This window comes from Roseospira visakhapatnamensis (assembly GCF_014197915.1).
Classification (GTDB): domain Bacteria; phylum Pseudomonadota; class Alphaproteobacteria; order Rhodospirillales; family Rhodospirillaceae; genus Rhodospira; species Rhodospira visakhapatnamensis.
This window is the reverse complement of record NZ_JACIGK010000002.1, coordinates 127,152-153,218: the sequence shown is the minus strand read 5'-3', so window position 1 is coordinate 153,218 and position 26,067 is coordinate 127,152. Positions and strand designations below refer to the sequence as shown.

The window sequence follows — 26,067 nt, the reverse complement described above, 5'->3', positions numbered from 1 at the left end:
ACAAGACTCGACCAAGGCAGTCATTGCCCCGTGTTTCACCGGTGTCGTGAACCGGCCATCAATCGAGAGGGAAGAGCAGCAAGCATGACAGACGATCCAGCCACGGCGATGCCCCGAGACGAGATGCTGAAGCTCGCGGTCAACATCGTGACCGCCTACGTGGGCAACAACCCGCTGCCCGCCGGGCAAATTCCCGAACTGATCCACACCGTCTACGGATCACTCAATGGGCTTGGTCAGGCGCAGGCCGAGGTCAAGGCGGAGGCCCAGAAGCCAGCCGTGCCCATCCGCAAGTCGGTGTTCCCGGATCACATCATCTGCCTTGAGGACGGAAAGAAGCTCAAGATGCTGAAGCGGCACTTGCGCACCAACTACAACATGACACCCGACGAATACCGGGCGAAGTGGGGGCTGTCCGCCGACTACCCCATGGTAGCGCCGAACTATGCCGCGCAACGCTCTGAGTTCGCCAAGAAGATCGGCCTGGGACGCAAGTCCGGCGCCGCCGGGGCCTGACAGCCCGGACGGCGACCAGCACCGGCCGTTCGACAGACGGTCCCGGGGGCTTGGCCTGAAGACCAAGACGATCGCATCGTGGTACGTCCCGACCACCCATACGCATGCTGGCGGTGGCAGGCGTCAGGGTGGTTCGGATACGCGCTGAAACAACCGTTCGTCCATTCGTGACGGACGGTTGTTTTCATGAGAGCCGGATGGAGAGGGCGGGTCCCGCCGTGTGCGGAGGTCCCCCCCGAAGCCCAGGCCGCGACCGCCGGTTTGGGGGCGTCTTCGCCGCATAGCGGACGCTCAGGCCCGGCGCCCCGGTGTCTTGCTCCGGTCACGGTTCAGGACGTATTGCAGCTTCCGCAAGGCGGCGCGCTTGAGGGTGATCTCCGGCAGGCGCGGGTCGCCCACCATGCGCACTTCCGTGTTGGTGGCCGGATCGATGGCCGAGACCCGCACGACGGAGCGATCGTACAGCAACTCGAACAACACCTCACGGGATGGTTGGCCGCGCTGCCTGCTCATGGGTTGGCTCCCCCTGTTGATATGGTCACGGGGATACACCTTGGGGTCCGGCGGCGCCACACACCAAGCTCGGCCGGCGCCTTGGTCACAGAATGCCACGGCGGGCGGCGCACCGCCACCGGCGGTCCGTGACACCGATCGCGGACGTCCGCGCCGCCGATGGGATGGCGCCATCCCCCGCGACGCCCGGGGTGATGCCATGCCCTGGCAATCCGGCCCTACGACTGACCGTCGATCATCCGGATGATGCCGGAGAAGTCCAGCGCCCCGGCGTCGCCCTGGTTGCAGAACAACGCGTACAGGCTTTCGGCCATGCTCCCCATGGGCGTGGCGGCGCCGCTGCTGGCGGCCGCCTGCTGGGCCAGCTTCAGATCCTTGAGCATCATGGCGGCGGCGAAACCGGCCTGGTAGTCCCGGTTCGCCGGACTGGTGGGCACCGGTCCCGGAACCGGGCAGTAGGTGGTCAGCGACCAGCACTGCCCCGATGCCTTGGAGCTGACATCGAACAGCTTCTGGGCGTCGAGCCCCAGGCGCTTGGCCAGCATGAAGGCTTCGCACACCGACACCATCTGTATGCCCAGCATCATGTTGTTGCAGATCTTGGCCGCCTGCCCGGTGCCCGGTCCCCCGGCGTGCACCACGGCCTTGCCCATGCAGTCCAGGATGGGGCGCGCGGCCTCCACCGCGTCGTCGGGACCGCCCACCATGAAGGTGAGGGTGCCGGCCTCGGCGCCCCCCACACCGCCGGACACCGGAGCATCCACCATGCGCAGGCCGGCGTCGGTGGCGGCGCCAGCCACGGCGCGGGCGCTGTCCACGTCGATGGTCGAGCAGTCGATGAGCAGCGCCCCCGGCCGCGCCGCGCCGATGATCCCGGTGGCCTCGTCCATGTAGACGGCGCGCACATGCTGGCCGGCCGGCAGCATGGTGACCACCACGTCGGCGGCGCCGGCGGCCGCCGCCACCGAGGCGGCGCGGGTGGCGCCGGCGGCCTCGGCGCGGACCAGGGCGTTCTCGGACAGATCGAAGGCATGCGCCCCGTGCCCGGCCTTGATCAGATTGGCGAGCATCGGCCCGCCCATGTTGCCGAGGCCGATGAAGGCGATGGTGGCCATGGGTTGGTATCCTCCCTCTCTTGCGGACCCGGTTGGGGTCCTTGGTGTTTCATGTTTTGCGTTCCGGTCCGCGTGCCGCGACACGCGGGCGGGCCGGCGCGGGCCGGCGTTCCTCAGCGGAACGACAGGTCCGGTTCGTCATCAAGCGGCGCGAACCAGGCGCGCACCCGCTCCTCGGTGACCGCCTCCAGGGTGGCCGGAGACCAGCGCGGCGCCTGATCCTTGTCCACGATCACCGCCCGCACGCCCTCCTGGAAGTCCGGCGCCCTCAGGAACCGGCGCGCCAGCCGGTACTCCAGTTGCATGGCGCGGTCGAAGTCCAGCCGGAGGCCGGCCCGCATCTGCCGCAGACTGACCTTCAGGGACGTGGGTGACTTGGTGCGCAACACCGCCGCCGTCTCCTTGCCCCACGCGGTGTCCATGGCGTCCAGGGTCTCCAGGATCTCCTCGACGGTATCCCGACCGAACGCCTCGTCGATGGCCTCGCGATGGACCTCCAGCGGCGGGTCCTCCAGGTGGTCGTGATACAGATCCATGACGTCTGTGAGGGCCTGGACCACCTCTTCGTTGGAAACGGCGTTGCGGGCCGCGTCACGCAAGGCCGCCTCGAACTCCGGCAGGCGCTCCGTGGGAACATGGTGGGTCGCCACCTCCGCATACAGGCAATCGGCGGGGCCGAGGCGCGCGCCGGTCAGTCCCAGGTAAGTCCCGATGTGCCCCGGCAGGCGCGGCAGGGCATAGGTGCCACCGACGTCCGGGAACAGCCCGATACCGGTCTCGGGCATGGCGAACAGGGTGTTCTCGGTGGCCACGCGATGGCTGCCGTGAAGGGAAATCCCCACGCCGCCCCCCATGGTGATGCCGTTCAGAACGGCCACGTAGGGCTTGGGAAAGGTGCGGATCAACCGGTCGAGCGCGTACTCCTCCGAGAAGAAGGAGCGGATCGTCTCCTGGTCGTCGACCCGGGCGGCCTCGGCCAGGGCGCGGATGTCGCCCCCGGCGCAGAAGGCCTTGTCCCCGGCGCCCTCGATCAGCACCATCTTGACAGTCGCGCTGTCGGCCCAGCGCCGCAGCGTCGCGTCCATCTCACGAATTTTCCCCAGCGTCAGGGCATTCAGGGCCTTGGGCCGGTTCAGCAGAATGCGGCCCATGCCGTCCTCGGCCTCGAAGAGGATTTCCGGCTCATCGTTCATCGTGGCGTTCCCGTTCCGTCCGTCCCGTGCCCACCCGTCATGGCGTCCCGCGCTGGCCGCCCTCACCCGGCCAGCAGCCGCCGGGCAATGATGACGCGCATGATCTCGTTGGTGCCTTCCAGGATTCGGTGCACGCGCAGATCCCGCAAGATGCGTTCGATGGGATACTCCCGGATGTATCCGTAGCCCCCATGGAGCTGCAAGGCTTCATCGCACACCGCGAAGCCCACGTCGGTGGCCAAGCGCTTGGCCATGGCGCAGAGCGAGGTCGCCCGGGGGTCGCCGGCATCCAGCGCCGCCGCCGCCTTGTGCAGCAGCAGGCGGGCGGCCTCCAGGTCGGTGGCCATGTCGGCGAGCTTGAACTGCGTGGCCTGGAAATCGGCGATGGCCCGCCCGAACTGCCGACGGTCCCGGGTATAGGCCAGGGCCGCCTCCATGGCGCCGCGCGCCCCGCCCAGCGAGCAGGCGCCGATGTTCAGCCGCCCGCCATCCAGACCCATCATGGCGACCTTGAAGCCATCACCCTCCCGTCCCAGGCGGTTGGCGGCCGGCACCCGGCATTCCTGAAGCACCAGGGCCGACGTGGGCTGGCTGTTCCAGCCCAGTTTGCGTTCCTGCTTGCCATAGGACAGGCCCGGCGTCCCGGCCTCGACCACGAAGGTGGAAATGCCCTTGGCGCCGGCCTCGCCGGTGCGGGCCATGACCACATAGATGTCGGAGCGGCCCCCGCCGCTGATGAACGCCTTTTCGCCGGTGAGCACGTAGGTGTCGCCCTCCGCCTCGGCCCGGGTCTTCAGGGAGGCCGCATCGGACCCGGCACCCGGCTCTGTCAGACAGTAGCTCCCGAAATGCTCCATGGTGCACATGCGGGGCAGGAACCGGTGGCGCTGCTCGTCGTCGCCGAAGCGGTCGATCATCCAGGTCGCCATGTTGTGGATCGACAGATAGGCGGTCGTGGACGGGCAGGCGACCGCCAGTTCCTCGATGATCACCGTGGCATCCAGCCGCCCCAGGCCGGATCCTCCCACGTCCTCGCCCACGTAGATCCCGGCGAAGCCCAGGTCGGCCGCCTTGCGCAGGGTCTCTTCGGGGAAGATCTTCTCCTCGTCCCAGCGGTCCGCGTGCGGGGCCATCTCGTTGGCCGCGAACTCGCGGGCCACATCCTGGAACTGAACCTGCTCCTCGCTCAGGTTGAAATCCATGCGGCACCATCCTCCCGTACGATTTTGTTCGTTTGGCGCGTCCGGCGCGCCCCTATCTCGCGGCGTCACACCGCGACCGGCCGAGGATGATAGGGGCAGGATCGGGGGCCTGCAAACGCCCGCGTGGTGGCCGTGCGGCGGCATCGCCACGCACCCGTTGATCCCTCCGGTTGACGTAGCGGCAGGCTGGATCGCGGCCACGGCTAAGGCCCCCGACCCTGTGCGCGAGGGCGCTGAACGCGGGTGTCGCGATCGCGGGATGGCGGGCAAGGCGGCCGGCGTGGGCCGAATCGGCCGTCCGGGCACCGCCGCCGTGTCGCGACACGCGGTGTCGCCGGCCCCCATCCGCAAGCCGTCCTGGGGGATCGGCATCGGGCCGCACCCACGCGCCACCCGTTTGCCATGGGACGATCACCTCCCGAACGCCCCTGCGGTTTTCACCGGCGCGCACGACAAAGGGCCGGGCGTCCTTTCGGATCCCCGACCCCGATCTCGTACAACGACCGAGGGACCGCCGCCCTCACCGGCCCCGCCACCAGGACGGGCGGCGCGTTACGGCATGCCGTTCAGCTTCAGGACGGTCTGCCCCCAGTCCTCGGAGGCGGGCGCCGCGATGTAGTAGGCGACGGTTTGGTCTGGGCTCCCGCTCCACAATGGGGTGTGGGAGACCATGCGTCCCATGTCCAGTCCGGCTTGGAGGACCAGACTGAGACCGACCAGAGCCAGCACCGCACCGAGATGCTGCCCTGTCGAGCATCGTTCCATGGTCATGACAATCCTCCTGTCTTCCATGCGCCACGTCGGGACACGACAATTTCGTTTTTCGGCCGAGACGAGAGGCTCTTCATGAACACAATCTTACGGCACGAAGTGCCATTTTTCAAGGCGTTGAATTCTCGGCGTTTTCGTGATCCGCAGTGACCGACGTCACAGGCGCTGACGGCATGGGCGCCGCGATGCCCCGCCTACACACTCTCCGTCGATGACTTAATATGAAGATATATCAAAATATTGAGTGAATGTGTTCAGACTATGATGAATGCGTTTGCGACGAGGCGGCCACCACGGCCACGACCGTCATCCCAGCGCCTTAGAGCGTGTTGCGTGATTTTGGACTCACCCAGAACGCTCTACGTTTTTGTTTTTAAAGCAAATCGTCGTCGCGATCCGGTTCGGATCGCTCGGGATTTGCTCTAATCGGGTCTCCGGTCCCAGAACCACATCTTGAGGCAGTGCCCACCGGACGGGACATGGTGTTTGTCAAGGTCGTTGTCCAGGTCCCGTGTCCGCGCGACCTTTTTCGGCGGGCCCCGTCCGACCTTGGACAGGGTGCCGTCGCCTCCGGCTCCGTCAAGGCCGCGCCGCGCTTCGCGCGGTGACCTTCGGCTATCCTGGACCGGGCCGTCTTCGTCTCAACCGTGGCCGTGCCCCGAATATCAACAGGCCCTGGGTGATGGGCAGGTCGGGACGGAGGGATGGCCGCTTTTCCGGTCGAACAATGGGATAGAGCCTGGTTGGGTTTGCGTGTCACGGCACGCCTCCCGTGGCGCCATCCTGCTGGAGCAGAACGACACGTGGGCCGTCCAGCGCGCCCGCACCATGACCCTGGAAACCATCGCCCCCTCGGTGAGGATCAGACCGCCATGCCAATCGCAAAAGACAGCGATGACATATAACCTCACCCAATCCGCGCATTAGCCTGCCTTCAAGCACAATTACTGACCAGACGCGCGCCGTAACGCCTTTTTTTTAATCACCGGCCCCCTTGACGCCTGGGTTCCGGCTCCGGTCACTCCCCGTCCGCGACCATTAACGCCCTGAAAATATTCGGGTTCTTCGCACCGCACCATGACTGGCACAGGGCTTGAATAATGGAGGTCAGGACGTCGCGCCAACCCCGGATCCCATCCGGTGGGCCAGGACGATGTCACTCACGCGATAGCATTGGGGGAACCGGCGATGAAGTTGATCATGGCGATCATCAAGCCCTTCAAGCTTGACGAGGTGCGCGAGGCCCTTGTCCCGCTTGAAATCCAGGGGCTGACGGTCTCCGAGGTAAAGGGCTTCGGGCGTCAGAAGGGCCAGACGGAAATCTACCGCGGCGCCGAATACCAAGTGAACTTCCTGCCCAAGGTGAAGATTGAGTTGGTAGTGCCGGACGAGATGGTCGAGCGCGTGCTTGAAGCCATCTCGACCGCCGCGCGCACCGACAAGATCGGCGACGGCAAGGTCTTTGTCGTCGACGTGGCGCAGGCCGTCCGCATTCGCACCGGCGAAACCGACGCCGACGCCCTTTAGGAGGACCGTGATCATGATCCGCAGCACATCCACCGTCTCGCTGGCCACCCTGGCCGGCGCCGTCACGCTGGCCATCCTGGGCGCGACGGGCGGCCCGGCGCTGGCCCAGGAGGCCGCCGAGGCCGTCACCGAGGTCGCGCCCGTCCTGCCGGTGTCCGCCGAAACCGCCTATATCTTCAACTCGTTCTCCTTTCTGATCCATGGCCTTCTGGTGGTGTTCATGACCACCGGCTTCGCCATGCTGGAAAGCGGCCTGGTGCGCACCAAGAACACCACCATGCAGCTGACCAAGAACATCGCCCTGTACTCCATCAGCGGCCTCACGTTCTACGTGATCGGCTACAATCTGATGTACAATGGTGTGGATGGCGGCTTCTTCGGCATCCCCGGTCCCTGGAGCGCCGAGGATCCGCTGAGCGCGGACGGCACGTTCACCGGCGATGCCGGCGGCTATGCGGCGGCGTCCGACTGGTTCTTCCAGATGGCCTTCGTGGCGACGGCGGTCTCGATCGTCTCCGGTACCCTGGCCGAGCGCATCAAGCTGTGGCCGTTCCTGGCCTTCGCGGTGGTGCTGACCGCCGTGATCTACCCCATCCAGGGCGCCTGGGTGTGGGGCGGTGGCTGGTTGTCCGAGGCCGGCTTCAGCGACTTCGCCGGCTCCACCCTGGTGCATTCCGTGGGCGGCTGGGCGGCCCTCGCCGGCGCCATCCTGCTGGGCGCGCGCGCCGGCAAGTTCGGTCCCGACGGGCGCGTGCATCCCATGCCGGGCGCGAACCTGCCGCTGGCCACGCTGGGCACCTTCATCCTGTGGCTGGGCTGGTTCGGGTTCAACGGCGGCTCGCAACTGGCCATGGACAGCGCCTCCAACGTCACCGACATCGCCACCATCTACCTGAATACCAACCTGGCCGCCGCCGCCGGCGTGGTCGTGGCGATGATCCTGACCCAGGTGGTCTACGGCAAGGTGGACCTGACCATGGCCCTGAACGGCGCCCTGGGAGGACTGGTGGCCATCACCGCCGAACCGCTGGCGCCCTCGCCCCTCATGGCCATCCTGATCGGCGGCATCGGCGGGGCACTGGTGGTGATGAGCGTACCGCTGCTCGACAAGCTGAAGATCGACGATGTGGTCGGCGCCATCCCGGTGCACCTGGTATGTGGCATCTGGGGGACGATGGCGGTTCCCTTGACCAACGGCGACACCAACTTCGGGGCGCAGGCTCTGGGCATCGTCTCCATCGGTGTCTTCGTCTTCGCCGCCAGCCTGGTGTTCTGGCTGGTTCTTAAGATGACCATGGGCATCCGGGTGAGTCCCGAGGAAGAGGCCCTGGGTCTCGACAAGGCCGAACTGGGCATGGAGGCCTATCCCGAGTTCGGGCGTGGCTCCCAGGCGATCTGAGCCGGTTCCGCGCGCGACCCCGGGTGGGAGGGGCGGCCATCCCGGCCCTCCCACCCGGGACCCGGCCCGATCCCATGCGGGCGGTCCGTCCTCCACCGTGACCCCGGGGCCTCGTGCCCCGGACTTTTTTTGGTTCATCACGGACAAGCGGGGAGAGGCGGACAACGAGACGGTCTGACAAACTGGTCGTTGCGACACGACACAGACAGAGGTGGCCGGAGTCGTCGAGACAGCGTTCGGTGGATTTTAAGTGGGGCCGTCCACACATGGATCGCCTGCCGTGAGTGGGCCGCCCAAGGAAGAATGCGGCCGGCGGTAAAGCGCCTCCATGCCCATCCGGCGCATCAGCGTCACCACCGTGTCGCGGCCGACCATGAAGCCTTCCGCCACCAGCATGTCCCGATGCAGCGCGTCGATCCGGTGCATCAGCGCCAGGTCCGCCTCCGAAACCGGCCGAGGGCGATAGCACAGGCCACTCCGGCTGATCCCCAGCATCTCGGCCTGGCGCATCACCGGCAGAGTATGGTCGCGGTCCAGCATCAACGGGCCGATCTTCGCGTGCGGCTCCTTGACGTCCACGGCCGGGCCGGAGCCGCCCGGCGCCGGGTCACCGAACACCCCCGTGGCCCCTTCCAGAAGCTGGGCGCGCCACGCCGTGATCTGGTTCGGGTGACCGTCGAACCGCGGCGCCAACTCGGCCAGCGTCTTCTCCCCCTTGATGGCCGCAAGAGCCACTGTCGCCTTGAAGGCCGGTGCGCCCCGGCACCGCTCCGCGGTGCCGCATGTATTCAAGGCGGCGGCGCGGTCGTCTCGCCACAAAAGGTCCTCCTGTCTCGGCATCCTCGCCGGTCTCAGGCAGGAGATCCCCTTATCGCCCTGTCCAGATTTCCCCGGCCGGCTCTTCCGGTTGCGGTCGTCCCAGATCAAGAAGGCGGGGGGCGCGATCGATGATCTCGTTGAGGATACGCTCGGCCGAGCGCTGTCGCGTCAGGAGATCCGGGGGGAGTCTGTCCTCGAACTCGGGCCGCGACAGGATGCCGTGGGCATCGTACAGGGTCTTGATTTCCCGGAGGAACACCTCGCGGGATCCAAGCGGTAGGTGCTCTTCCTCGGAAATCGCGCGCAAGAACGTCAGCGAGCATTCCAACAGGCTGCTCCACAGCGAGACGGTCCGCTGATCCAGTATGTCGCGAAACGGGCCCCGAATGTCCTCGGGCAGGTTGTCCACCCGTCGCTCGATGACGATCAGGAACGCCAGGCACTCCGACGTCAGGTTGCGGGTCCGGGCATAGTCCATGAAGCGCGGGGGATGATCCAGGGTCCCCTCAAGGATGGTGTTGGACGCCTGAAGGGATTCGATCCTGTTGCCCAGGGACTCCAGGAACTCGCTCAGTTCTTCCGTCTGCCGGCCGACGGCCGTGAGTCGCCGCTGTTGGCGAACCTCGGCCTGTTGCCGGCTCGTGCCGGTCCGCACCCTGTCGTCTTCGTTGAGCTGTTGCATGCCGTTTTGTCGCGTTGCTATCGACTGCCGATGCCCTATGACTGTACGCCGTCGCCTTCCCGGACGGAAGCCTCGCGGCGCATCCAACCGCCCGATCGCCGTCGGGCGGGCATGGAAGGGTGGCGCCGCGACGGCGCGCCCCGGAATGGCACGAAACGCTCTTCAAACGGGCGGAGGAAACGCGTATGTAGGCAGGATAGGGGCGCGGATCGATCGCGTCGTCCTCGGGTTGTCGGGGTCGGCGAGGTTGTTTTTGTGCCGTCTGGCGGGGGGTGGTTCTCCCGCGCATGGTCCGGGTGTGACGCACCGGGGGTTGCCTCGTCGGGAGCGCGCGGACCGGACTATGAACGACGCGGAATACGGGGTGTGTCGCGACGGATCAGGTCGCGGGTGCCGGCGCCGGACGGCCCGGTGAACGAGGCACTGCCGCTGATGTGGCCGTGGGCCAGGACGGGGGCGGCATGACCATCGACTCGAAAATCTCCGAGACCGACGACGACGCCCGGCCCATCGACGATGGGCCGGGTAAGGACGGGCGGATCACGAATGGGCCGGGCAAGGCGGACGCCGTCACGGACGCCCCGACCGAACGCGATGACCGACAGGACGATGGACGTGACGACGCGCTTGACCACGGAAGCGGGGACGCAATGGTGCCTTCGGCCGATCCGACCTCTGATGCCTCTCCCCCCGTCACGCCGTCCGACGACTCCATGACGAGCAGTCAGGTCGACGACACCACCAGGACGGGGGGCGCCACGTCACGTCCGGACGCGCCCACGGGCGAGGACATCGGCGACGCGCGGCCCGCGAAGGCCGTCACGGAAGACGCGGGCCCGCCCCCGGACGCCTGGCCGGGCGAGGCCGGCGACCCCGACGCGGATGGCGAGGCCAAGAGCGGAGACGCCGAGGATGACGACACCGCCATGGTGGTGGTCGGCGTCGGCGCCTCGGCCGGCGGCCTGGAGGCGTTGCGGCCGTTCGTGGCCAACCTGCCCACGCAATCCAACATGTCCTACGTCATCGTCCAGCACATGGCGCCCCAGTACCGCAGCATGTTGGTGCAGTTGTTGAGTCGCGAGACCAACCTGCGCATCAAGGAGATCGAGTACGGCGCGCCGCTGGAGGCCAACACGGTCCACATCTGCCCGCCGAACAAGGACCTGCGCCTGCAAAGCGGCCGCCTGCTGCTGAAGGAGCCGTCGGCGCCGCACGGTCCCAAGCCCTCGGTGGACGTGTTTTTCTCGACCCTGGCGGAGGCCAAGGGACCGAAGGCGATCGGCGTCATCCTGTCGGGCACGGGGAGCGACGGATCCCAGGGCGTGCGCGCCATCAAGGCCCATGGGGGCCTGACCGTGGCCCAGTTGCCGGCGACCGCCAAGTACGACGGCATGCCCTCGGCGGCCATCGAGACCGGATGCATCGACCTGCGCCTCGCGCCCAACGAGATCGGCCCGGAACTGTCGTCCATCATCCGCTTTCCCCGGGCCGTCACCCTGACCGACGACGGCGCCGGTGACGCGGAAGACACCATGGGGCAGATCTTCCAGATGGTCCGCGAGCGGACCGACATCGATTTCTCGAAATACAAGCCCAGCACCATCCGGCGGCGCCTGGAGCGGCGCCTGGCCGCCAATCGCATCGAAACGCTGGATGCCTACCTGGAGTTCGTCAAGCGCAACCGCGACGAACTGAACCTGCTCACCAAGGACATCCTGATCTCGGTGACGTCGTTCTTCCGCGACCAGAAAGCCTTCGCCGAGGTGGACGAGGTCCTGGGCGAGATCATCACCGCCAAGCAGACCGGCGACGGGCTGCGCATCTGGATCCCCGGCTGCGCCACCGGCGAGGAAGCCTACTCCTTCGCCATGCTGCTGGCCGACCGCCTGGGCGGCAATCCGCGCGGCCTGAAGGTCCAGATCTTCGCCACCGACGTGGACCTGGACGCCATGTCCCATGCCCGCCGGGGCATCTACTCCGAGACCACCGTGGAGACCCTGGACCGGCGCTTCATCAAGCGGCATTTCGAACCCATCGGCCAGGCCTTCCAGGTGCGCAAGGAAATCCGCGACATGGTGGTGTTCGCGCGCCAGGACCTGGCCAAGGACCCGCCGTTCGTGCGCGTCGATCTGGTCAGTTGCCGCAACCTGCTGATCTACTTCGACGCGGGCCTTCAGGACCAGGTGTTGCGCACGTTTCATTACGCCCTGAACTCGGGCGGTTACTTGTTCCTTGGAAAATCGGAGTCCCTGGGCCAGAACACCGAACTGTTCCGCGCCGTCAAGTCGCCCTCGTCCAAGGTATTCAAGAAGCGCGCCACCCACGGCATGGTGCACGCCCTGCCGCCGTTCGGCTCGCTGCGCGCGCGCCTTCCCGAGGGCACGGCGCGCCCGGCGCCGGACCGCAACCAGGACACGGTGGAATCCCTGGCCATCCGGACCTTCGTGCAGAACGCCATGCCGCCCAGCGTGGTGGTCGACGAGAACCTGGACATCCAGTTCCTGCATGGCGACCTGTCGCCCTTCGTGCACATTCCCCAGGGCAAGCCCGAGATGAACCTGGGACGCATGGTCATCCACGACCTGCGCACCGAGACCCGGGCGATGGTGCACAAGGCGCGCAACGAGGGCACCGTCATCCAGGGCACGCGCAAGACGCTGCGCCCGCCCGGACGGGTACCGGTCAACACCTGGGTGGTGGTGCGGCCCATGGGGGCGTCGGTGGATCACGACGCCCTGTTCCTGGTGTCCTTCGAATCCCAGGACGCCGTGCCCGAGGTGTCCGGGGTGGTCGAGGAGGGCGCCGTCGATGGGGCCGCCGCCCGCCGCGAGGCCGACCTTCGGGTCGTCGAACTGGAACAGGAACTGATCGCCACGCGCGAACACCTGCAAACCGTGGTGGAGGAACTGGAGACCTCGAACGAGGAGCTTCAGGCGCTGAACGAGGAGTTGCAGGCGGCCAATGAGGAATTGCAGTCCTCCAACGAGGAACTGGAAACGTCGAACGAGGAACTGCAATCCACGAATGAAGAATTGACCACCGTCAACGAAGAACTTCAAATCCGTACCACCGAATTGGCCGATGCCAACTCGGACCTGATCAATATTCAGGACAACATCGGTTTCGCCATGGTGGTCGTGGACAGCTACTTCCGCATCACGCGCTTCACGCCGCCCGCCGTGCGGCTGTTCGGACTGCTGCCCTCGGATGTGGGCCAGGTGATCACCACCATACCGACCCACCTGGGGCTGAAGAACCTGCGCGAGCAACTGGCGTCGGTGGTGTCCGACGACGAGGGCGTCGAGGAGATCATCGAGACCGACGAGCGGGTCTACCGCATGCGGATCATGCCGCATCACAACAGCCAGGGAGAGACGGACGGCGCCATCCTGGCGTTCATCGACGAGACCGAAACCCGCGAGCAACAGCACAAGCTGATGCAAAGCGAGCAGTGGCTCCGGCTGATCACGGACTCGGTGCCGGTGTCGATCGCCTACGTGAACGAAGACCAGAAAGTCACCTTCAGCAACCGGTACTTCGCCGATGCCTTCGGTCTGACCAAGGACAAGGTGGTCGGCACCCAGGTGGAAACGCTGCTTGGCCGCGCCAACTATCGGCGTCTCCGCGATGCCCTGCGCGGCGCCCTGGACAGCCGCGTTCAACGGGGCGAGGTGCAGTTGCAACTGGCGCGTGGCGACCATCGCTTCACGGCCTACAGCATGGTTCCGCACTGCGATGCCGCCGGCCCGGTGCTCGGGGTGTTCGTGCTGCTCAGCGACATCGACGATATCAAGAAGGCCGAGTCCTCGTTGCGCAACGCCAAGGACATGGCCGAGGAGGCCAACCGCGCCAAGAGCGAGTTCCTGGCCAACATGAGCCACGAGTTGCGCACGCCGTTGAACGCGATCCTGGGCTTTTCCGAGATCCTGTCACACGAGCTGTTCGGGGAGATCCTCAACAACGAGTACAAGGAGTACACCCGCATCATTCACGAAAGCGGGCAACACCTTCTCAGCCTGATCAACGACATCCTCGACCTGTCGAAGATCGAATCCGGGCGGATCGAACTGCATGAGGAGGCCGTCAACCTCTATCACGCCGTGGACGCGGTCATTCGCCTGGTCAGCGAACGCGCCCAGAACGCCCGCGTCGAAATCGTGCTCGACCTGCCCCCCGACCTGCCCCTGGTGCTGGCCGACGCCACCGGGGTCAAGCGCGTGCTCATCAACCTGCTGACCAACGCCATCAAGTTCACCGAAGGGGGCGGCAGTATCGCGGTCTCCGCCGCGCTGACGCGCCGCTGGCTGACCATCAATGTCGCCGACACCGGGATCGGCATCTCGCAGGGCGACATTCAGCGGGTCTTCGCGCCGTTCGAACAGGTGGACGGCTCGCTGGCGCGCCGGTCGGATGGGGTTGGACTGGGCCTGCCCATCACGCGGTCGCTGATGCGCCTGCATGGCGGCGACATCAGCCTGTCCAGCAAGGAGGGCGAGGGCACGACGGTCATGGTCCGGTTCCCACGGGAACGCTGCATCATGGCCGACGCGATGGCCGACACCGACACTCGGACCGCCGATACGCTGGCCGAGGGAGACGCCGACGCCGAACCGGCCCCCGACTTGGATCGGGGCACCGAGGCGCCGGCCGACTGACGGCACTCGGCGCCGGGACAGTCGGGTCGCCGAATGGCTCTTGTCAGGCCCGACCCGGCGCTGGTAACGCTATAGGCCCCGGGGGGGGGGCGCCATGGCCTGTCCGCTGGCCCCCGGGGTGCCATGTCGCGCGCGTGCGCCGAACAGGCGCCCTCTCCCACCGCTCGCCGGCTTCATTGTCCCTTGGGAACGCTCATGAACAGTCTGGTTCTCGTCTTGCGCCACCCAAAGTTGAAAGGTTTGTACGACTATTGGCTTGGGCTGTGCCGAAACGAAACACCCCCCATGGCCGATGACGTGGAACCCGCCGATCTGCGGCCCTGGATGGGCAACCTGGTGGTGATCAAGGTGGCGCCCGGGAACGAAACCGAGGGCACCCCCGCCTCGTACACCTATTCGTTCTACAGCCAGTTTTTCGCCGGCAAGTTCGGCGACGACAAGGCGGGCCAGTCGCTGGACCGCCTGCCCGACGGTCCGCGCGACATCCTGCTGGCGGAGTACGACCGCGTGGTGCGCGAGCATATCCCGGCGTCGCGGGTCTACACGGCCGACTTCGACGGCCTGACCCAGACCTGGGAACGGCTGGTGTTGCCGCTGTTCGACATCGACGGCGCGGTGGACAAGCTGCTGGTGGCGGCCTATGAACTGCCGCGCTGACCACGCGGCCGCGCGCGCCGCGCTGATCGCGCGCGGTGTGTCGCGACCGCCGGACAGCGGCGCCGGGTGCCGCCACTGACCCACAAAGGGTGGTGGACAATAGGCCCCGAATTATACAGCATGTGGCAAGGTGTCGCGCTCCCTCAGGGGAGGCCGCGCCCGTCCCGAGTCCGCGCCAGCGCGATCGAGCGTCGGGGCGCGTTGGTGGAGTCGGGAGCTAGCAAGGGATGAGTCCATGACCCTCACACCACCTTCGCCATCGAACGATCCGGCCGATGATGATGGGCTGACGGCCGACGAGTTCAATCTCTGGTGCGCGCTGAACAACATGCCCTTCCGCCTGACGGAACATGTTTGGCCGGACGGAGCCACTGAGTGGGATGTGGAGGTCCACCCCGGCCGGCCCGACCAGACCGTGGCCTACGGAACCGGTCAGACGGACGAGGGCATCGCCGCCGCCATGGCCTTCGCGTTTGTCGCCGGCGCGGAGTGGGCGGACCAGGCGGTGCGCGCCGGGATCGAGGACGACGACGAGCGCGACGACCGCCCCATGGCTGACCGGCAGGTGGGACCCGTGTTCACCGCCCCGGTTGCGGCGCTGGCGGGTGGCGAGCGCACCGACGAGACGCGGGACGACGAGGCCTGCCGGGACGAGACCAATCTGGAGGCCCCGGCCGACGACAGCCCGGCCACCGGAGCCGGGGACGAGTCCGGTTGGGACACCGGCGCCGACCCGATGGCGTTTGAAGCGCCGGAAGACGCACCCGAAGCCCCTGTCGGCATGGCCGACCCTCAGACCGTCGACACCGCGATCGACGGGATTGGATCTTTCGAAGCCGGCGACTGGAACGCCGAGGACGACGACGCCCTGGAGGTCCCGGCCCCCATGGACGCGGGCGCGGACGAGGATACAACGGCGATCGACCCCTTCGGTCCCGGTCCCGAGGCCTCGGCGGACCCCGCCTGGCCGGCGCCGGCCGATACGCGGGTCGGCGGAGCCCCCGGCATGGCGGCGGCCACGCCGGATGGGGCGCCGGTGGCCTACGCGCCCCCCGCGCTGGACCTGTTCCAGGCCCCACCCCAGGACGCGGAACGCGTGCTGGATGAACAGGCCCTGGCCGACCGGGCGCGCGCCCTGGAAACCGTATTGCGCAACTTCAAGGTGCGTGGCGAGATCATGCAGGTCCACCAGGGGCCGGTGATCACCCTCTATGAACTGGAGCCGATCCCCGGCACCAAGTCGTCCACCGTCATCAATCTGGCCGACGACATCGCCCGCTCCATGAGCGCGGTCACCGCCCGGATCGCGGTGGTTCCCGGGCGTTCGGTCATCGGTATCGAACTGCCCAACGAAACCCGCGAGACGGTGTACCTGCGGGAGATCCTGGGCTCCGACGCCTTCACCGCCAGCGTTGCCAAGCTGCCGCTGGCCCTGGGCAAGGCCATCGACGGCGGCCCCTTCGTCGTCGATCTGGCGCGCATGCCGCATCTGCTGATCGCCGGCACCACCGGCTCGGGCAAGTCGGTGGGCATCAACGCCATGATCCTGTCGCTGCTGTGCCGCATGTCGCCGGACCAGTGCCGGCTGATCATGGTGGACCCCAAGATGCTGGAGCTGTCGGTCTATGACGGCATCCCGCATCTGCTGACCCCGGTGGTTACCGACCCCGGCAAGGCCGTGATGGCCATGAAGTGGGCGGTCCGCGAGATGGAAAGCCGCTACCGCGCCATGTCGGCGGTGGGCGTGCGCAGCATCGAAGGCTTCAACCAGCGCATGAAGGAGGCCATGGCCAACGGCGAGGTCATTACCCGCCAGGTGCAGGTGGGCTATGACCGGCAGGCCAAGGAACCGGTCTTCGAGGAACGGCCCATGGAGTTGCGCACCCTGCCCTACATCGTCGTGATCGTCGACGAGATGGCCGACCTGATGCTGGTGGCCGGCAAGGAGATTGAGGCCGTCATCCAGCGCCTGGCGCAGATGGCCCGGGCCGCCGGCATCCACCTCATCATGGCCACGCAACGGCCCTCGGTGGACGTCATCACCGGCACCATCAAGGCCAACTTCCCCACCCGGGTCAGCTTCCAGGTGACCAGCAAGATCGACAGCCGCACCATCCTGGGCGAGGCCGGGGCCGAGCAGCTGGTGGGCCAGGGCGACATGCTCTACATGGCCGCCGGCGGGCGCATCACCCGTATCCACGGCGCCTTCGTCTCCGACCGGGAGGTGGAGGCGGTGGTCGGCGAACTCAAGGTGCAGGGCGAGCCCCACTACGTCCACTCGATCATCGAGGAGGACGAGGAAGGCGTGCCCGTGGGAGACGATGGCCCGGGACCGGGTGGCGGAAGCCCCGGCGGCACCGCCGGCGTGGACCTGGAGGGCATGCTTGGCGAGGGCTCCGGCGACGAACTCTACGATCAGGCGGTGGCCCTGGTGCTGCGCGAGAACAAGGTTTCGGTGAGCTTCATTCAGCGTCACCTGCAGATCGGCTACAACCGATCCGCGCGCATTGTCGAGCGCATGGAATCCGAGGGGCTGGTCAGCGCGGCCAACCATGTGGGTAAGCGGGACATTCTGGCGCGTGGCCGCATGGCGGGCGGCATGGTCGGTGACGACGGCTGATCGGCGGCGCATGTCCAGCGCCCCCTACGGCATCGTCTCCCTGGCCACGGCCGGTGGTGCCCGGGCGCGGTCCGGCCCCCGTCGCGCGGCGCCGGATGGCGACAGATCGACCCTGCATGTCCGCTGCGGCTCCGACATTCGCGACGCGCTGGCCACGCTCGGCTTCCAGGGCGATTTCCTGGAGGTGGCCGATCCCCTGGTCCAGGGACCGGTGCCCGCGACCCGATCCGCGCGGGCGTATCAGGACACGCGGGCGACCTTCATCGCCGATGCCTACGGCATGCCACCCACCGAGGCCCGCGCCCGCATGGCCGGCGAGGCCGCCGGACTGGCGGCGGAGGACCGTTATGCGCGCGTCGTCCTCTGGTTCGAGCACGATGCCTACGACCAATTGATCCTGGCGCGGGTCCTGGATTCCCTGCATGGGGCACGCGGGCTCGCCGAGCGGGTGGCGCTGGTGCTCTATGATCCGGCGCGGGATGGCGCGGTGGTCGGGCGCGTGCGAGGACTGGGAGAGTTGACGCCCGAGCGCCTGCGCCTGCTGTGGAACCGCCGCCGGGCCGTCACGCCGACCCTCACGGCCCAGGGACGGCGGGTGTGGGACGCCCTGCGCCGGCCGGAGCCGCGCGCCCTGGCGCGGCTGGCCCGGGGACCGGTGCCGGGCCTGCCCACCATGTCGCCGGCCCTGACCCGCTGGCTGCAGGACCTGCCCTGGGTCGGCGACGGCCTGGGAGTCACCGAACGCGGCATCCTGCGCGCCCTGGCGGCGCGGGATGGCGCGGCGGCGACGGGAGCGCTGTTCCGGGCCTATCTGGAGACCGACGACCAGCCCACGCTGGGTGACGCCATGTTCGTCGCCGTGATCCTGGGCCTGACCCGGGGGCCGGCCCCGGCGGTGGTCCGCACCGACGAGGGAGGACCGGAGCGCCGCGCCACCTGGGCCATGACCGACACCGGCCGCCGGCTGCTGGACGGCGCCGCCGACTGGGCGGCGCTGGGAGGGCTGGACCGCTGGATGGGGGGCCTTCGCCTGCTGTCGCCGGCCCCGGCGTGGCGGTGGGACGCGGATGCGGGCGCGCCGGTCCCGGTGTCCGGCGCCGGGTCTCCCCTCACGTAAACCCAGCGGCGGATGAGTGTGACTCATCCGCCGAGCGGCACCGGCCCGCTCCCCCACCCGGCCACCCCAAGTATACGGCCGTGGGTGGCCGGCTACGGACTGCAACGGTCATTCTCAATGACCGTTGGTATAAGATGCTCCGAATCCGGCCGGGCCAGCTCCGCCCAGGCGTCCCGCCCCCCTTTGTTGTTCAGAGTGTTGAGCAGGCTGAGCACGGGCCGCCGGTCGAAGCGGCGGTCGATCTCGCCCATCAGGATCCGCTCGGCCTCGTCGAACGACTTACCGGCGCGGAAGGCACGGGGACGGATCAGGGCCACGAAGGTGTTGGCCAGCGCCACGGCCTGGGCCGACGGCAGGATGTCGGCACCCGACAGACCCAGCGGGCGACCGCCGCCGTCGACCCGCTCGTTGATCTGCCGCAGGGTTTCGATCACCGGTCCATCGAACTCGAGTTCCCGCAGGATGTCCGGACCGCTGTCCAGGGCTTCGCGAACCTGCCGCAACTCGGCGTCGGACAGCGCGCCCCGGCGGGTCAGCAGCGCGCGCGGAACACGGATCTTGCCGATGTTCACCAGCCGCGCGGCCTGATCGGTCGCCGCCACCAGCGGGGCGTCAAGGCCCATCTCCTCGGCGATGGTGCGGGCCACCAGGGTGACATGACGCGACTGGTGGGCGGAGTCCGGATCCCGTTCGTCGACCAGACCGACCAGGGTCTCGATCAGTTGCTGGGTGTTGCGCTCCCGGCGGCGACGCTCGCGCACCAGGGCGGTGCGGTCCTCGATCGCGGTCAGCACCTCGGGCGCGCGGCCGTCCATGCCGTTCAGACGACAACTGGTGGAGCGCCACACCACCGGCTCCCCTCCTCCCTCGCCGTCGTCGAACTGGGCGGTGTGGGTGCGATCCTGGCCGGAGGTCAGCACATCACGCGCCAGTTCGGCGTAGACGTGTCCACGGTCCTGGCCGAGCATGGCCACCAGCGCGCGGCCGGTCAGATCGGCCTTGGGGGCGCCCATCACCTCCGCCGCGCGCCGGTTGACGAAGGTCAGGGTCTGGTTGGCGTCGGTGACGAACAGCGCGTGCGGCTGGGTGTCGGTCACCACATCCAGGAACCGGGACATGGCCTGGAAACGCGCTGACGAGGCTCGGTAGCGCTCCGCCGCCTCGCGGACACGCACCGAGGTCGCGTGCCGCCACACCGCCACCACACCCGCGCCCATGCCCAGCACCACCAGCACCAGCACGGTGAGCAGGGTGGCGCGGCGGGTGGCGCTGGCGGCCAGGACCTCGGCCCGGTCGAGGGCGTGGACCAGGACCCAGTCCGTCTCCGGAATCGCCCGGCTGACCGCGAACACCGGGGTCCCGGCGTGGGTCACACCCTCCACGAAGCCTCCAGGCTCGGCCACGGCGGCGGCGGTCACGAGACCCGGGGTGCCGAGGGCCCGCGATCCATCAAGAATCGCGCCATCCTCCGCCGTCGTCGTCAGGACCTGGACGCGATCCCCCGCCGCGCGGACGAGAGCGGTGTGGGCGCTCGCGCTGGTGTCGCCCGGCTGGCGAAGGGCGGCGGCCACCTCGGCGCCGAACGGCCGCAGGCCCACCACGCGGGCGATCACCTGGCGTCCGCCGCCGTCGGCGCCCCGGGCCAGCACGGGCACGGCGAAGGCCAGCACCGGGGTACCGTCGGCGGCCCGATACGGGGGAGACAAGCCGCGGTCGGCGACGGGCACCCTGTGCAAAAACGCCCGCAGGGCGCCGTCGATGGGCGGCATGTCCGGCGAGGCGACGATGCCCGTGCCGTCGGGGGTCACCAGGGCCAGGCCGGCGCCGCCGCCGGGCGTGACGTTGGCCGGCAGGTCATGGGCGGGAACGGCGGGCCGGAAGCCGGCGCGCTGGGCGGTGGCGGTCAGCAGCGTGCGCAGGTAGGCACGCAGCGCCGGGTCGTCGTCGAACACCCGCCCATCGTCGCGCGGGCCGAGCACGCGTGTGTAGACCTGAAGGGACTCGTTGCGCGCCAGGTCCCCCAGTTCGTCGAAGCGGGCCTGGATCCAGGCATGCACGGCCTCGGCCCGGCTGTCGGCGATCACACGCATGCGGGCCTGGACGATGCGGATATCCCGCTGCCGCTCCGCCTCGGCGAACCAGAGACTGCCGCCCAGGCCGACGGCCATCAGGACGCCCAGGAGCACCAGGGCCCCGGTCACCTTGGTCTTGACGCCACCGTCAATCGCATCGAGTGTCGGAGACGTCGTTTCGGAGGGCGCCGTCATGGGTCCCGCTCCTGGTGTCCAGCATGTCCGAAGGCGATCGGGTCCGATCGCGCGCGACAAGCATACCAGCAACAGGCGATCCACGGCCATGCACCGAACCCGTTGGACCAGCGCGCTCCGCGGGACCGCGACCGCGACTCTCGGCCGGCCGGGCCTAGCCCGGGTCACCGGCGTGCTGCTGGCGATGACCCTGGCGTGTGGCGCGCCGGCGGCGTTGGCCGACGACGACCGGTTGTTCGGCCGCGACGGCAAGGCGTACACGGACTTCGCGCCGATGCCGCAATGGACCACCATGCTGGAGCGGCTGAAGGCGGAAGAGCGCGAAAACAGCGCGTGCGGGGCGGGCGCGCCCATCGACGGCTGTCCGCACACCGAATGGTCCGCCTTGATCGCGCGAATCCGCGACCGGGAGCCGCGGGCCCAGATCGAGGCGGTCCAAGACTTCGTGAACCAATGGGAGTATATTACCGATCCCATCAATTGGGGGCGGGAGGACTTCTGGACGACCCCCAGCGAGTTCTTCGTGAAGGCGGGCGACTGCGAGGACTACGCCATCGCCAAGTTCATGAGCCTGCGCGCGCTGGGCTTTCCGGGCGACGCGCTCAAGGTCGTCGCCGTGCGGGACCTGAACCTGGGTATCGGCCACGCCGTCACGGTGGTCACCCTGGCCGGCGAGACCCTGTTGCTCGACAACCAGATCGACCCGGTGATCGAGACCCGCTCGGTGCGGCACTATCGGCCGGTGTTCGCGGCCAGCGAGGACGTGTGGTGGCTTTATCGATGATCATCACCGCCGGGCGCGGCACCGCCACCCGGCCCGGGCGAGGCGGGCGCCGCCGGACATGATGAGAGACGCGCCTCCCGGCCGGCCCGCGCCGCCGCCCCGTCGGCCGGGCACCGGCGACCGCCGCCCCTGGGTGTCCTGGGCGGGCCTCGTGATGGTGGCCACGCCGCCCCTGGCCACCGTCTGGCCCTACTGGCTGTCGGAGGTGATCCTGTCCGCCGCCCATCTGCTGGCGGGGCTGGCGCTGCTTCTCGCGGCATGGCTGGCGAGCCGGGGGCGGCGCGGACTGGCGGTGTTGGCGATCGTCCTAGCCGGGGTGAACATGGCCCTGGTGGCGCGGCCCGTGGGCGCCGGGCTCGCCGACACGCCCGCGACGCCCTGCGAGCGGCCGGTGCGGGCGGTCAGCCTCAACATCCTGAGCGTCAACCATTCCCCCGTGATCCTCACCCACTACCTGGAAGCCGAAGCCTTCGACGTCGTGTTCCTTCAGGAGTACAACGAGTGGCACGTCTGGCCCTGGATGCTGGAGCATCTGCGACACCACTATCCACATCAGGTCACGCGCGAGGGCCGCGATGTGGCCATCCTGAGCCGCCTGCCCTTTGTGGCGTCGCCGGTGGACGCGACACTGACGACGGTCTTCGACCGCCTGTTCCTGGCCTCCGGGATGATCCACGCCGTCACCCGTCTGGAGGGCCGCGAGGTGGTGCTGGTGTCCGCGCACCTGTCCAGTCCCTATACCCAGGGGCTGTACAAGACGCGGAACCGGCAACTCTCCCTGCTGGCGGACGTGCTGGCGGGGCTTGACCGGCCGGTCATCCTGGGCGCCGACCTGAACGGCGTGCGCTGGAACCCGCGCATCGACGCCTTCCTGAAAACGGCCGGGTTGGGGTACCTGGATCACGGGTTTCCACCGCCCACCACCCGCCCCAACTGGCTGCCCGTTTTGGGGGTGCAGATCGACTACGTGGCGCCCAGCGCCGATGCCTTCACCGGCACCCAGACCGTGGGACCGGACGTGGGCTCCGATCACCTGCCGCTGGAGGCGACGCTGTGTCCCCGATGGGCGGACACGGGCGAATAGGCTCCCGTCAGTCTGGCGTGATCCCGAAGGCTTCCAGGATCTTCATGGCCGCGAGTGTCACGGTCATGGAACCGTCGTCGATACCCGACATCAGGGCCGGCAAGCGCGCCTTGACCGCCGGATGCGCGCGCATGGCGTCAAGCACCCGGTCCTCGACCATGGACCACATCCACTTGGTCTGCTGCCGGCGACGCTTCTCGGCCAGTTCACCGCTCTCGGTGACCGTGCGACGGTGATCGTCCAGGGTCGCCCACAGGTCGTCCAGCCCCGCGCCCGTCAGCCCCGAACAGGTGACCACGGGCACCGCCCAGCCGGGGGTCGGGGGTTGCAGGATGCGCACGGCGTTGCGGTATTGCTGTTGCGCCTGGCGCGCGCTCTGGGCGTTGCCGCCGTCGCTCTTGTTGACGGCGATCACGTCGGCCAGTTCCAGGATGCCTTTCTTGATGCCCTGGAGTTCGTCTCCGGCACCGGGCAGCATCAACACCAGGAAGCAGTCGACCATGTCGGCGACCACGGTCTCGTTCTGGCCGGCGCCCACGGTCTCGACCAGAATCACGTCGTAGCCGGCGGCCTCGCACACCACCATGGTCTCGCGGGTGGCCCGGTTGACCCCGCCCAGGCGACCACCCGAGGGCGACGGCCGCACGAAGGCCCTGGGATCGATGGACAGTTGCTCCATGCGGGTCTTGTCGCCCAGGATGGAGCCGCCGGAGCGCGACGACGACGGATCCACGGCGAGCACCGCGACCTTGTGGCCCTGGGCCGTCAGCATGCGGCCCAGGGACTCGATGAAGGTGGACTTGCCCACGCCGGGCACGCCGGTGATGCCCACCCGATGGGCCCGGCCGCTGTGCGGCAGCAACGCCAGGAGCATCTCCTGGGCGACGGCCTGGTGCTTCGGATTGCGGCTTTCCACCAGGGTGATGGCGCGGCCCAGATGGGCGCGATTACCGGAGCGCACGCCAGCCACATAGTCGGCGGCGGTCATGGAACGAGGAGGCATGGGGAGGGCTCTGGGATCAGGAGGGGACGGAAGCGGAGTTGGCGTGGCCGACCCGCACCCTACTCAAACCGGTTCGGCCCGGAGGCGCAAGCCTTGGCTGCGCCGGCGTCGATGAGCCGTCCCGGGAGCCGGGTTCCCCACGACCGATGCGACCACCCGTATGCGATCCATGGCGCACCGGCGGCTTGTCGTTCGGATAGGGTGACGCGACCGACGATGGCGCGGTCTCGGCCGGTCGGTGTCACCGGATCGAGCGATCGTCGAGAGGGTCGCCGGTATGGGCCATCGGGAGGGGACCAAGAGCCCGCCTCGGGAGGCGCCCAAGGGCGCGATCCGATGGGCGACGAGCGGGTGTCGCGAGACCTGATTCGGGGACAGGCGTCAGCCGGAGTCCGGTGTCGCGACGCGCCGATTTCCCATCTTGACTTTGGGCGCCGCGCGCAGCAATGTCCGGGGCCTTCGCCGCCCGGCTCAACCATCCAGTGGCCGGTGGCGAACAGACCTCAAGGGGCCGTAGCTCAGTTGGGAGAGCGCAGCAATCGCACTGCTGAGGTCAGGGGTTCGATTCCCCTCGGCTCCACCAATAAAATCAAGGGGTTAGCTCGTAAGAGCTAGCCCGTTTTTCTATTCCAGGAAGTCCATAGGAAGTTTCAGGCGCGGTTTCAGGAAGGCCGGCCCCGCTGACATCGCCTTCCCTGCGCACGTTCCCTCGCCGTTTCCAGGTTCCCCCTTGTTGTTCCCCGGGGGAACACGGGGAACAGAGGGTACAGCCTTGTTCTTATTGGTGAAAACATGTTCCCCCGGTCGGGGAACATGGGGGAACACGGGGAACACCCCGGGGAGCAGAATGCAAAACCCGCCCCCGGGTCTCCCCGAGGGCGGGTCGGTGCGCCACCGTGGCGCGGCGGTCAGGTGGAGGCCATCGCCTCCCGGTCGCTCAGGCCATCACGCCTCGCCCCGCCCCCCATGCAGGAAGTCACGGAACCGCACGCGGGCCACCTGATCGTGAAACCACCAGGCCGGCGGATCCGTATCGTCGTCCCAGGTCGTGCCATCGAACTCGTGGCGCCAACTGTATTGCAGCGCGGCCCCTCGAAGGGTTTGCGGCTCGATGGCCATGAAACGATCTTCGAGCGTGATGAACCGCCGCCACCACGCTTCGGGCAGCCCACCATCCTTGCACAGCCTGGCGATGCTCTCGTTGAGGACATCGCAAACGGCCTGCGGATGCCCGCTGTTCTCCGGCGTGCGTCGACCATCGTCCCCGGCCATACGATTCCGCATGGCGGCGGGCGTGGCGCCAGTGGCATGGATCCGCTCGGCCATCACCATGAGGTCGGCGTACAGCGCGGTCAGGTCCTCTTCGGGACCCGGCGTCCAGGCGAGAGCGGGGACCGCAATCGCGGCCGAGGTCGCGGTGGCGGCGGCGGTCGCGACAAACGCGCGGCGGGTTGTGGTTCTGGTGCCAACCTCTGGCACCGTGATATTCTCATGGATAGCCATTCCTCTTGCTCCGTACACGTGGTTGTGGTTGGCCCCGGTTTGGTGTTGCAGCACTGACCGGGGCGCTTGCATTCTCACACAATCAAAGTACACTGCACACACCTTCGTTCGTCAACGTAAATGTGTGAGAATGTGTGATGGCAAAGCGCGCCGCCCTGTCCTTCAGGGTCTCCGATGACGTGAAAGCCGGCTTGGATCGCGCGGCGGCGGACGATGATCGTTCGGTCTCGTCTTTGGTTGAACGCATCCTAAGGGCGTGGTTGACTGATAAGGGGTATCTGCCCGGCCCCGGCGCGGATAGCGGAAAGGGCGGGCAGGTTTCCGGTTGATGCGTTCTCGGAGAGGCGGCAATAGCTATGATAAAGGTTCGGCTTTACATTGCCCGCGCTGGTGGCGTGGTCGAAGATGGCCAAATGGATTGCGATCTATCTATGTTCGGCGGCCTTGTTCCTGCGGTCGGGGACGAGATTCTTGATCCAGGGGTAATACAGGGCCAAGACCGCCACGACCACCGCAACCGCCAGCTATTGACGGTTACAAGGCGCGTTTTCAATTCTCGTGATAAAGAAGACTATGTTGTCTTGGTGGTGGAGCCGCGTCCTGTTGCGGATGGTGAGCGCGACCTCGTTTAGGTCGCCTC

At 67.9% G+C, this 26,067-nt stretch carries 20 protein-coding genes, 1 other RNA gene and 2 pseudogenes; 13 read left to right on the top strand and 10 right to left on the bottom strand.

Translation table 11 applies throughout. From position 1 onward, the window contains the following. The first annotated feature begins 84 nt into the window (after positions 1–84). Positions 85–516 (top strand): Ros/MucR family transcriptional regulator, encoded by a 432-nt coding sequence (locus GGD89_RS02155; RefSeq protein WP_184042457.1) that lies wholly within the window; start codon positions 85–87, stop codon positions 514–516. A gap of 291 nt (positions 517–807) precedes the next feature. Here GGD89_RS02155 and GGD89_RS02150 read toward each other — a convergent pair whose 3' ends face one another. The 5 genes from GGD89_RS02150 to GGD89_RS02130 all read right to left on the bottom strand — a co-directional run bounded on the left by GGD89_RS02150 (position 808) and on the right by GGD89_RS02130 (position 5,310). Continuing rightward, positions 808–1,029 carry a DUF6898 family protein gene (locus GGD89_RS02150; RefSeq protein ID WP_184042456.1) on the bottom strand — a complete coding sequence of 74 codons (222 nt, stop codon included), beginning with the start codon at positions 1,027–1,029 and terminating at the stop codon, positions 808–810. A gap of 218 nt (positions 1,030–1,247) precedes the next feature. Next, complete coding sequence (mmsB, locus tag GGD89_RS02145; protein ID WP_184042455.1) at positions 1,248–2,144, bottom strand: 3-hydroxyisobutyrate dehydrogenase; 897 nt, start codon at positions 2,142–2,144, stop codon at positions 1,248–1,250. A gap of 113 nt (positions 2,145–2,257) precedes the next feature. Next, positions 2,258–3,337, bottom strand: coding sequence for an enoyl-CoA hydratase/isomerase family protein (locus tag GGD89_RS02140; protein WP_184042454.1), 1,080 nt, complete (start codon positions 3,335–3,337; stop codon positions 2,258–2,260). Positions 3,338–3,399: 62 nt separating this feature from the next. Next, positions 3,400–4,539 (bottom strand): acyl-CoA dehydrogenase family protein, encoded by a 1,140-nt coding sequence (locus tag GGD89_RS02135; RefSeq protein ID WP_184042453.1) that lies wholly within the window; start codon positions 4,537–4,539, stop codon positions 3,400–3,402. 552 nt (positions 4,540–5,091) lie between these two features. After that, positions 5,092–5,310 (bottom strand): hypothetical protein, encoded by a 219-nt coding sequence (locus GGD89_RS02130; protein WP_184042452.1) that lies wholly within the window; start codon positions 5,308–5,310, stop codon positions 5,092–5,094. 729 nt (positions 5,311–6,039) lie between these two features. Between GGD89_RS02130 and GGD89_RS20610 the strand changes: the two are divergent. From GGD89_RS20610 to GGD89_RS02120, 3 genes and pseudogenes are all read left to right on the top strand, one after another. Then, positions 6,040–6,237: pseudogene (locus GGD89_RS20610) on the top strand (hypothetical protein); the annotation flags it as partial. A 261-nt stretch (positions 6,238–6,498) separates the two neighbouring features. After that, the gene (locus tag GGD89_RS02125; RefSeq protein WP_184042451.1) at positions 6,499–6,837 is read left to right on the top strand and encodes a P-II family nitrogen regulator; all 339 of its coding nucleotides are present in this window, start codon (positions 6,499–6,501) and stop codon (positions 6,835–6,837) included. Positions 6,838–6,850: 13 nt separating this feature from the next. After that, positions 6,851–8,236, top strand: coding sequence for an ammonium transporter (locus tag GGD89_RS02120; protein ID WP_184042450.1), 1,386 nt, complete (start codon positions 6,851–6,853; stop codon positions 8,234–8,236). Between the two features lie 297 nt (positions 8,237–8,533). Here GGD89_RS02120 and GGD89_RS02115 read toward each other — a convergent pair. Together GGD89_RS02115 and GGD89_RS02110 are read right to left on the bottom strand one after the other, a co-directional pair. Beyond that, a pseudogene (locus GGD89_RS02115) lies at positions 8,534–9,076 on the bottom strand (transposase family protein); the annotation flags it as partial. Between the two features lie 28 nt (positions 9,077–9,104). Next, complete coding sequence (locus GGD89_RS02110) at positions 9,105–9,737, bottom strand: hypothetical protein (protein ID WP_246422277.1); 633 nt, start codon at positions 9,735–9,737, stop codon at positions 9,105–9,107. A 713-nt stretch (positions 9,738–10,450) separates the two neighbouring features. On the opposite strand from GGD89_RS02110, the gene GGD89_RS02105 reads away from it, so the two are divergent. The 4 genes from GGD89_RS02105 (at position 10,451) to GGD89_RS02090 (ending at position 18,786) form a co-directional block, all read left to right on the top strand. After that, positions 10,451–14,392: a chemotaxis protein CheB gene (locus GGD89_RS02105; RefSeq protein ID WP_184042448.1), complete on the top strand. Its 3,942-nt coding sequence runs from the start codon at positions 10,451–10,453 to the stop codon at positions 14,390–14,392. 285 nt (positions 14,393–14,677) lie between these two features. Further along, on the top strand, positions 14,678–15,049 hold the full coding sequence (locus tag GGD89_RS02100; protein WP_246422274.1) for a PAS domain-containing protein: 372 nt from the start codon (positions 14,678–14,680) through the stop codon (positions 15,047–15,049). A 235-nt stretch (positions 15,050–15,284) separates the two neighbouring features. Then, a complete protein-coding gene (locus tag GGD89_RS02095) occupies positions 15,285–17,669 on the top strand; it encodes a DNA translocase FtsK (RefSeq protein ID WP_184042446.1) in 2,385 nt (794 codons plus the stop codon). Between the two features lie 10 nt (positions 17,670–17,679). Next, positions 17,680–18,786, top strand: coding sequence for a DUF1835 domain-containing protein (locus GGD89_RS02090; RefSeq protein ID WP_184042445.1), 1,107 nt, complete (start codon positions 17,680–17,682; stop codon positions 18,784–18,786). A gap of 92 nt (positions 18,787–18,878) precedes the next feature. On the opposite strand, the gene GGD89_RS02085 is transcribed toward GGD89_RS02090, so the two are convergent. Continuing rightward, on the bottom strand, positions 18,879–21,053 hold the full coding sequence (locus GGD89_RS02085) for an HD domain-containing phosphohydrolase (RefSeq protein WP_184042444.1): 2,175 nt from the start codon (positions 21,051–21,053) through the stop codon (positions 18,879–18,881). Positions 21,054–21,141: 88 nt separating this feature from the next. Between GGD89_RS02085 and GGD89_RS02080 the strand changes: the two genes are divergently transcribed. Both GGD89_RS02080 and GGD89_RS02075 read left to right on the top strand, forming a co-directional pair. Beyond that, on the top strand, positions 21,142–21,837 hold the full coding sequence (locus GGD89_RS02080) for a transglutaminase-like cysteine peptidase (RefSeq protein ID WP_184042443.1): 696 nt from the start codon (positions 21,142–21,144) through the stop codon (positions 21,835–21,837). A 58-nt stretch (positions 21,838–21,895) separates the two neighbouring features. Beyond that, entirely contained in the window at positions 21,896–22,921 is a 1,026-nt protein-coding gene (locus GGD89_RS02075; RefSeq protein ID WP_184042442.1) for an endonuclease/exonuclease/phosphatase family protein, read from the top strand. A 7-nt stretch (positions 22,922–22,928) separates the two neighbouring features. On the opposite strand, the gene meaB is transcribed toward GGD89_RS02075, so the two are convergent. Continuing rightward, on the bottom strand, positions 22,929–23,924 hold the full coding sequence (gene meaB / locus GGD89_RS02070) for a methylmalonyl Co-A mutase-associated GTPase MeaB (RefSeq protein WP_221238280.1): 996 nt from the start codon (positions 23,922–23,924) through the stop codon (positions 22,929–22,931). Between the two features lie 507 nt (positions 23,925–24,431). Between meaB and ssrA the strand changes: the two genes are divergently transcribed. Further along, positions 24,432–24,507, top strand: a transfer-messenger RNA (tmRNA) gene (gene ssrA, locus GGD89_RS02065). 362 nt (positions 24,508–24,869) lie between these two features. Here ssrA and GGD89_RS02060 read toward each other — a convergent pair. Then, entirely contained in the window at positions 24,870–25,427 is a 558-nt protein-coding gene (locus GGD89_RS02060; protein ID WP_184042441.1) for a hypothetical protein, read from the bottom strand. Positions 25,428–25,564: 137 nt separating this feature from the next. Between GGD89_RS02060 and GGD89_RS02055 the strand changes: the two genes are divergently transcribed. Continuing rightward, entirely contained in the window at positions 25,565–25,756 is a 192-nt protein-coding gene (locus GGD89_RS02055) for a type II toxin-antitoxin system antitoxin (RefSeq protein WP_184042440.1), read from the top strand. Positions 25,757–25,783: 27 nt separating this feature from the next. Further along, positions 25,784–26,059, top strand: a complete 276-nt coding sequence (locus GGD89_RS02050) for a hypothetical protein (RefSeq protein WP_184042439.1) — start codon at positions 25,784–25,786, stop codon at positions 26,057–26,059. Positions 26,060–26,067: the final 8 nt, after the last annotated feature.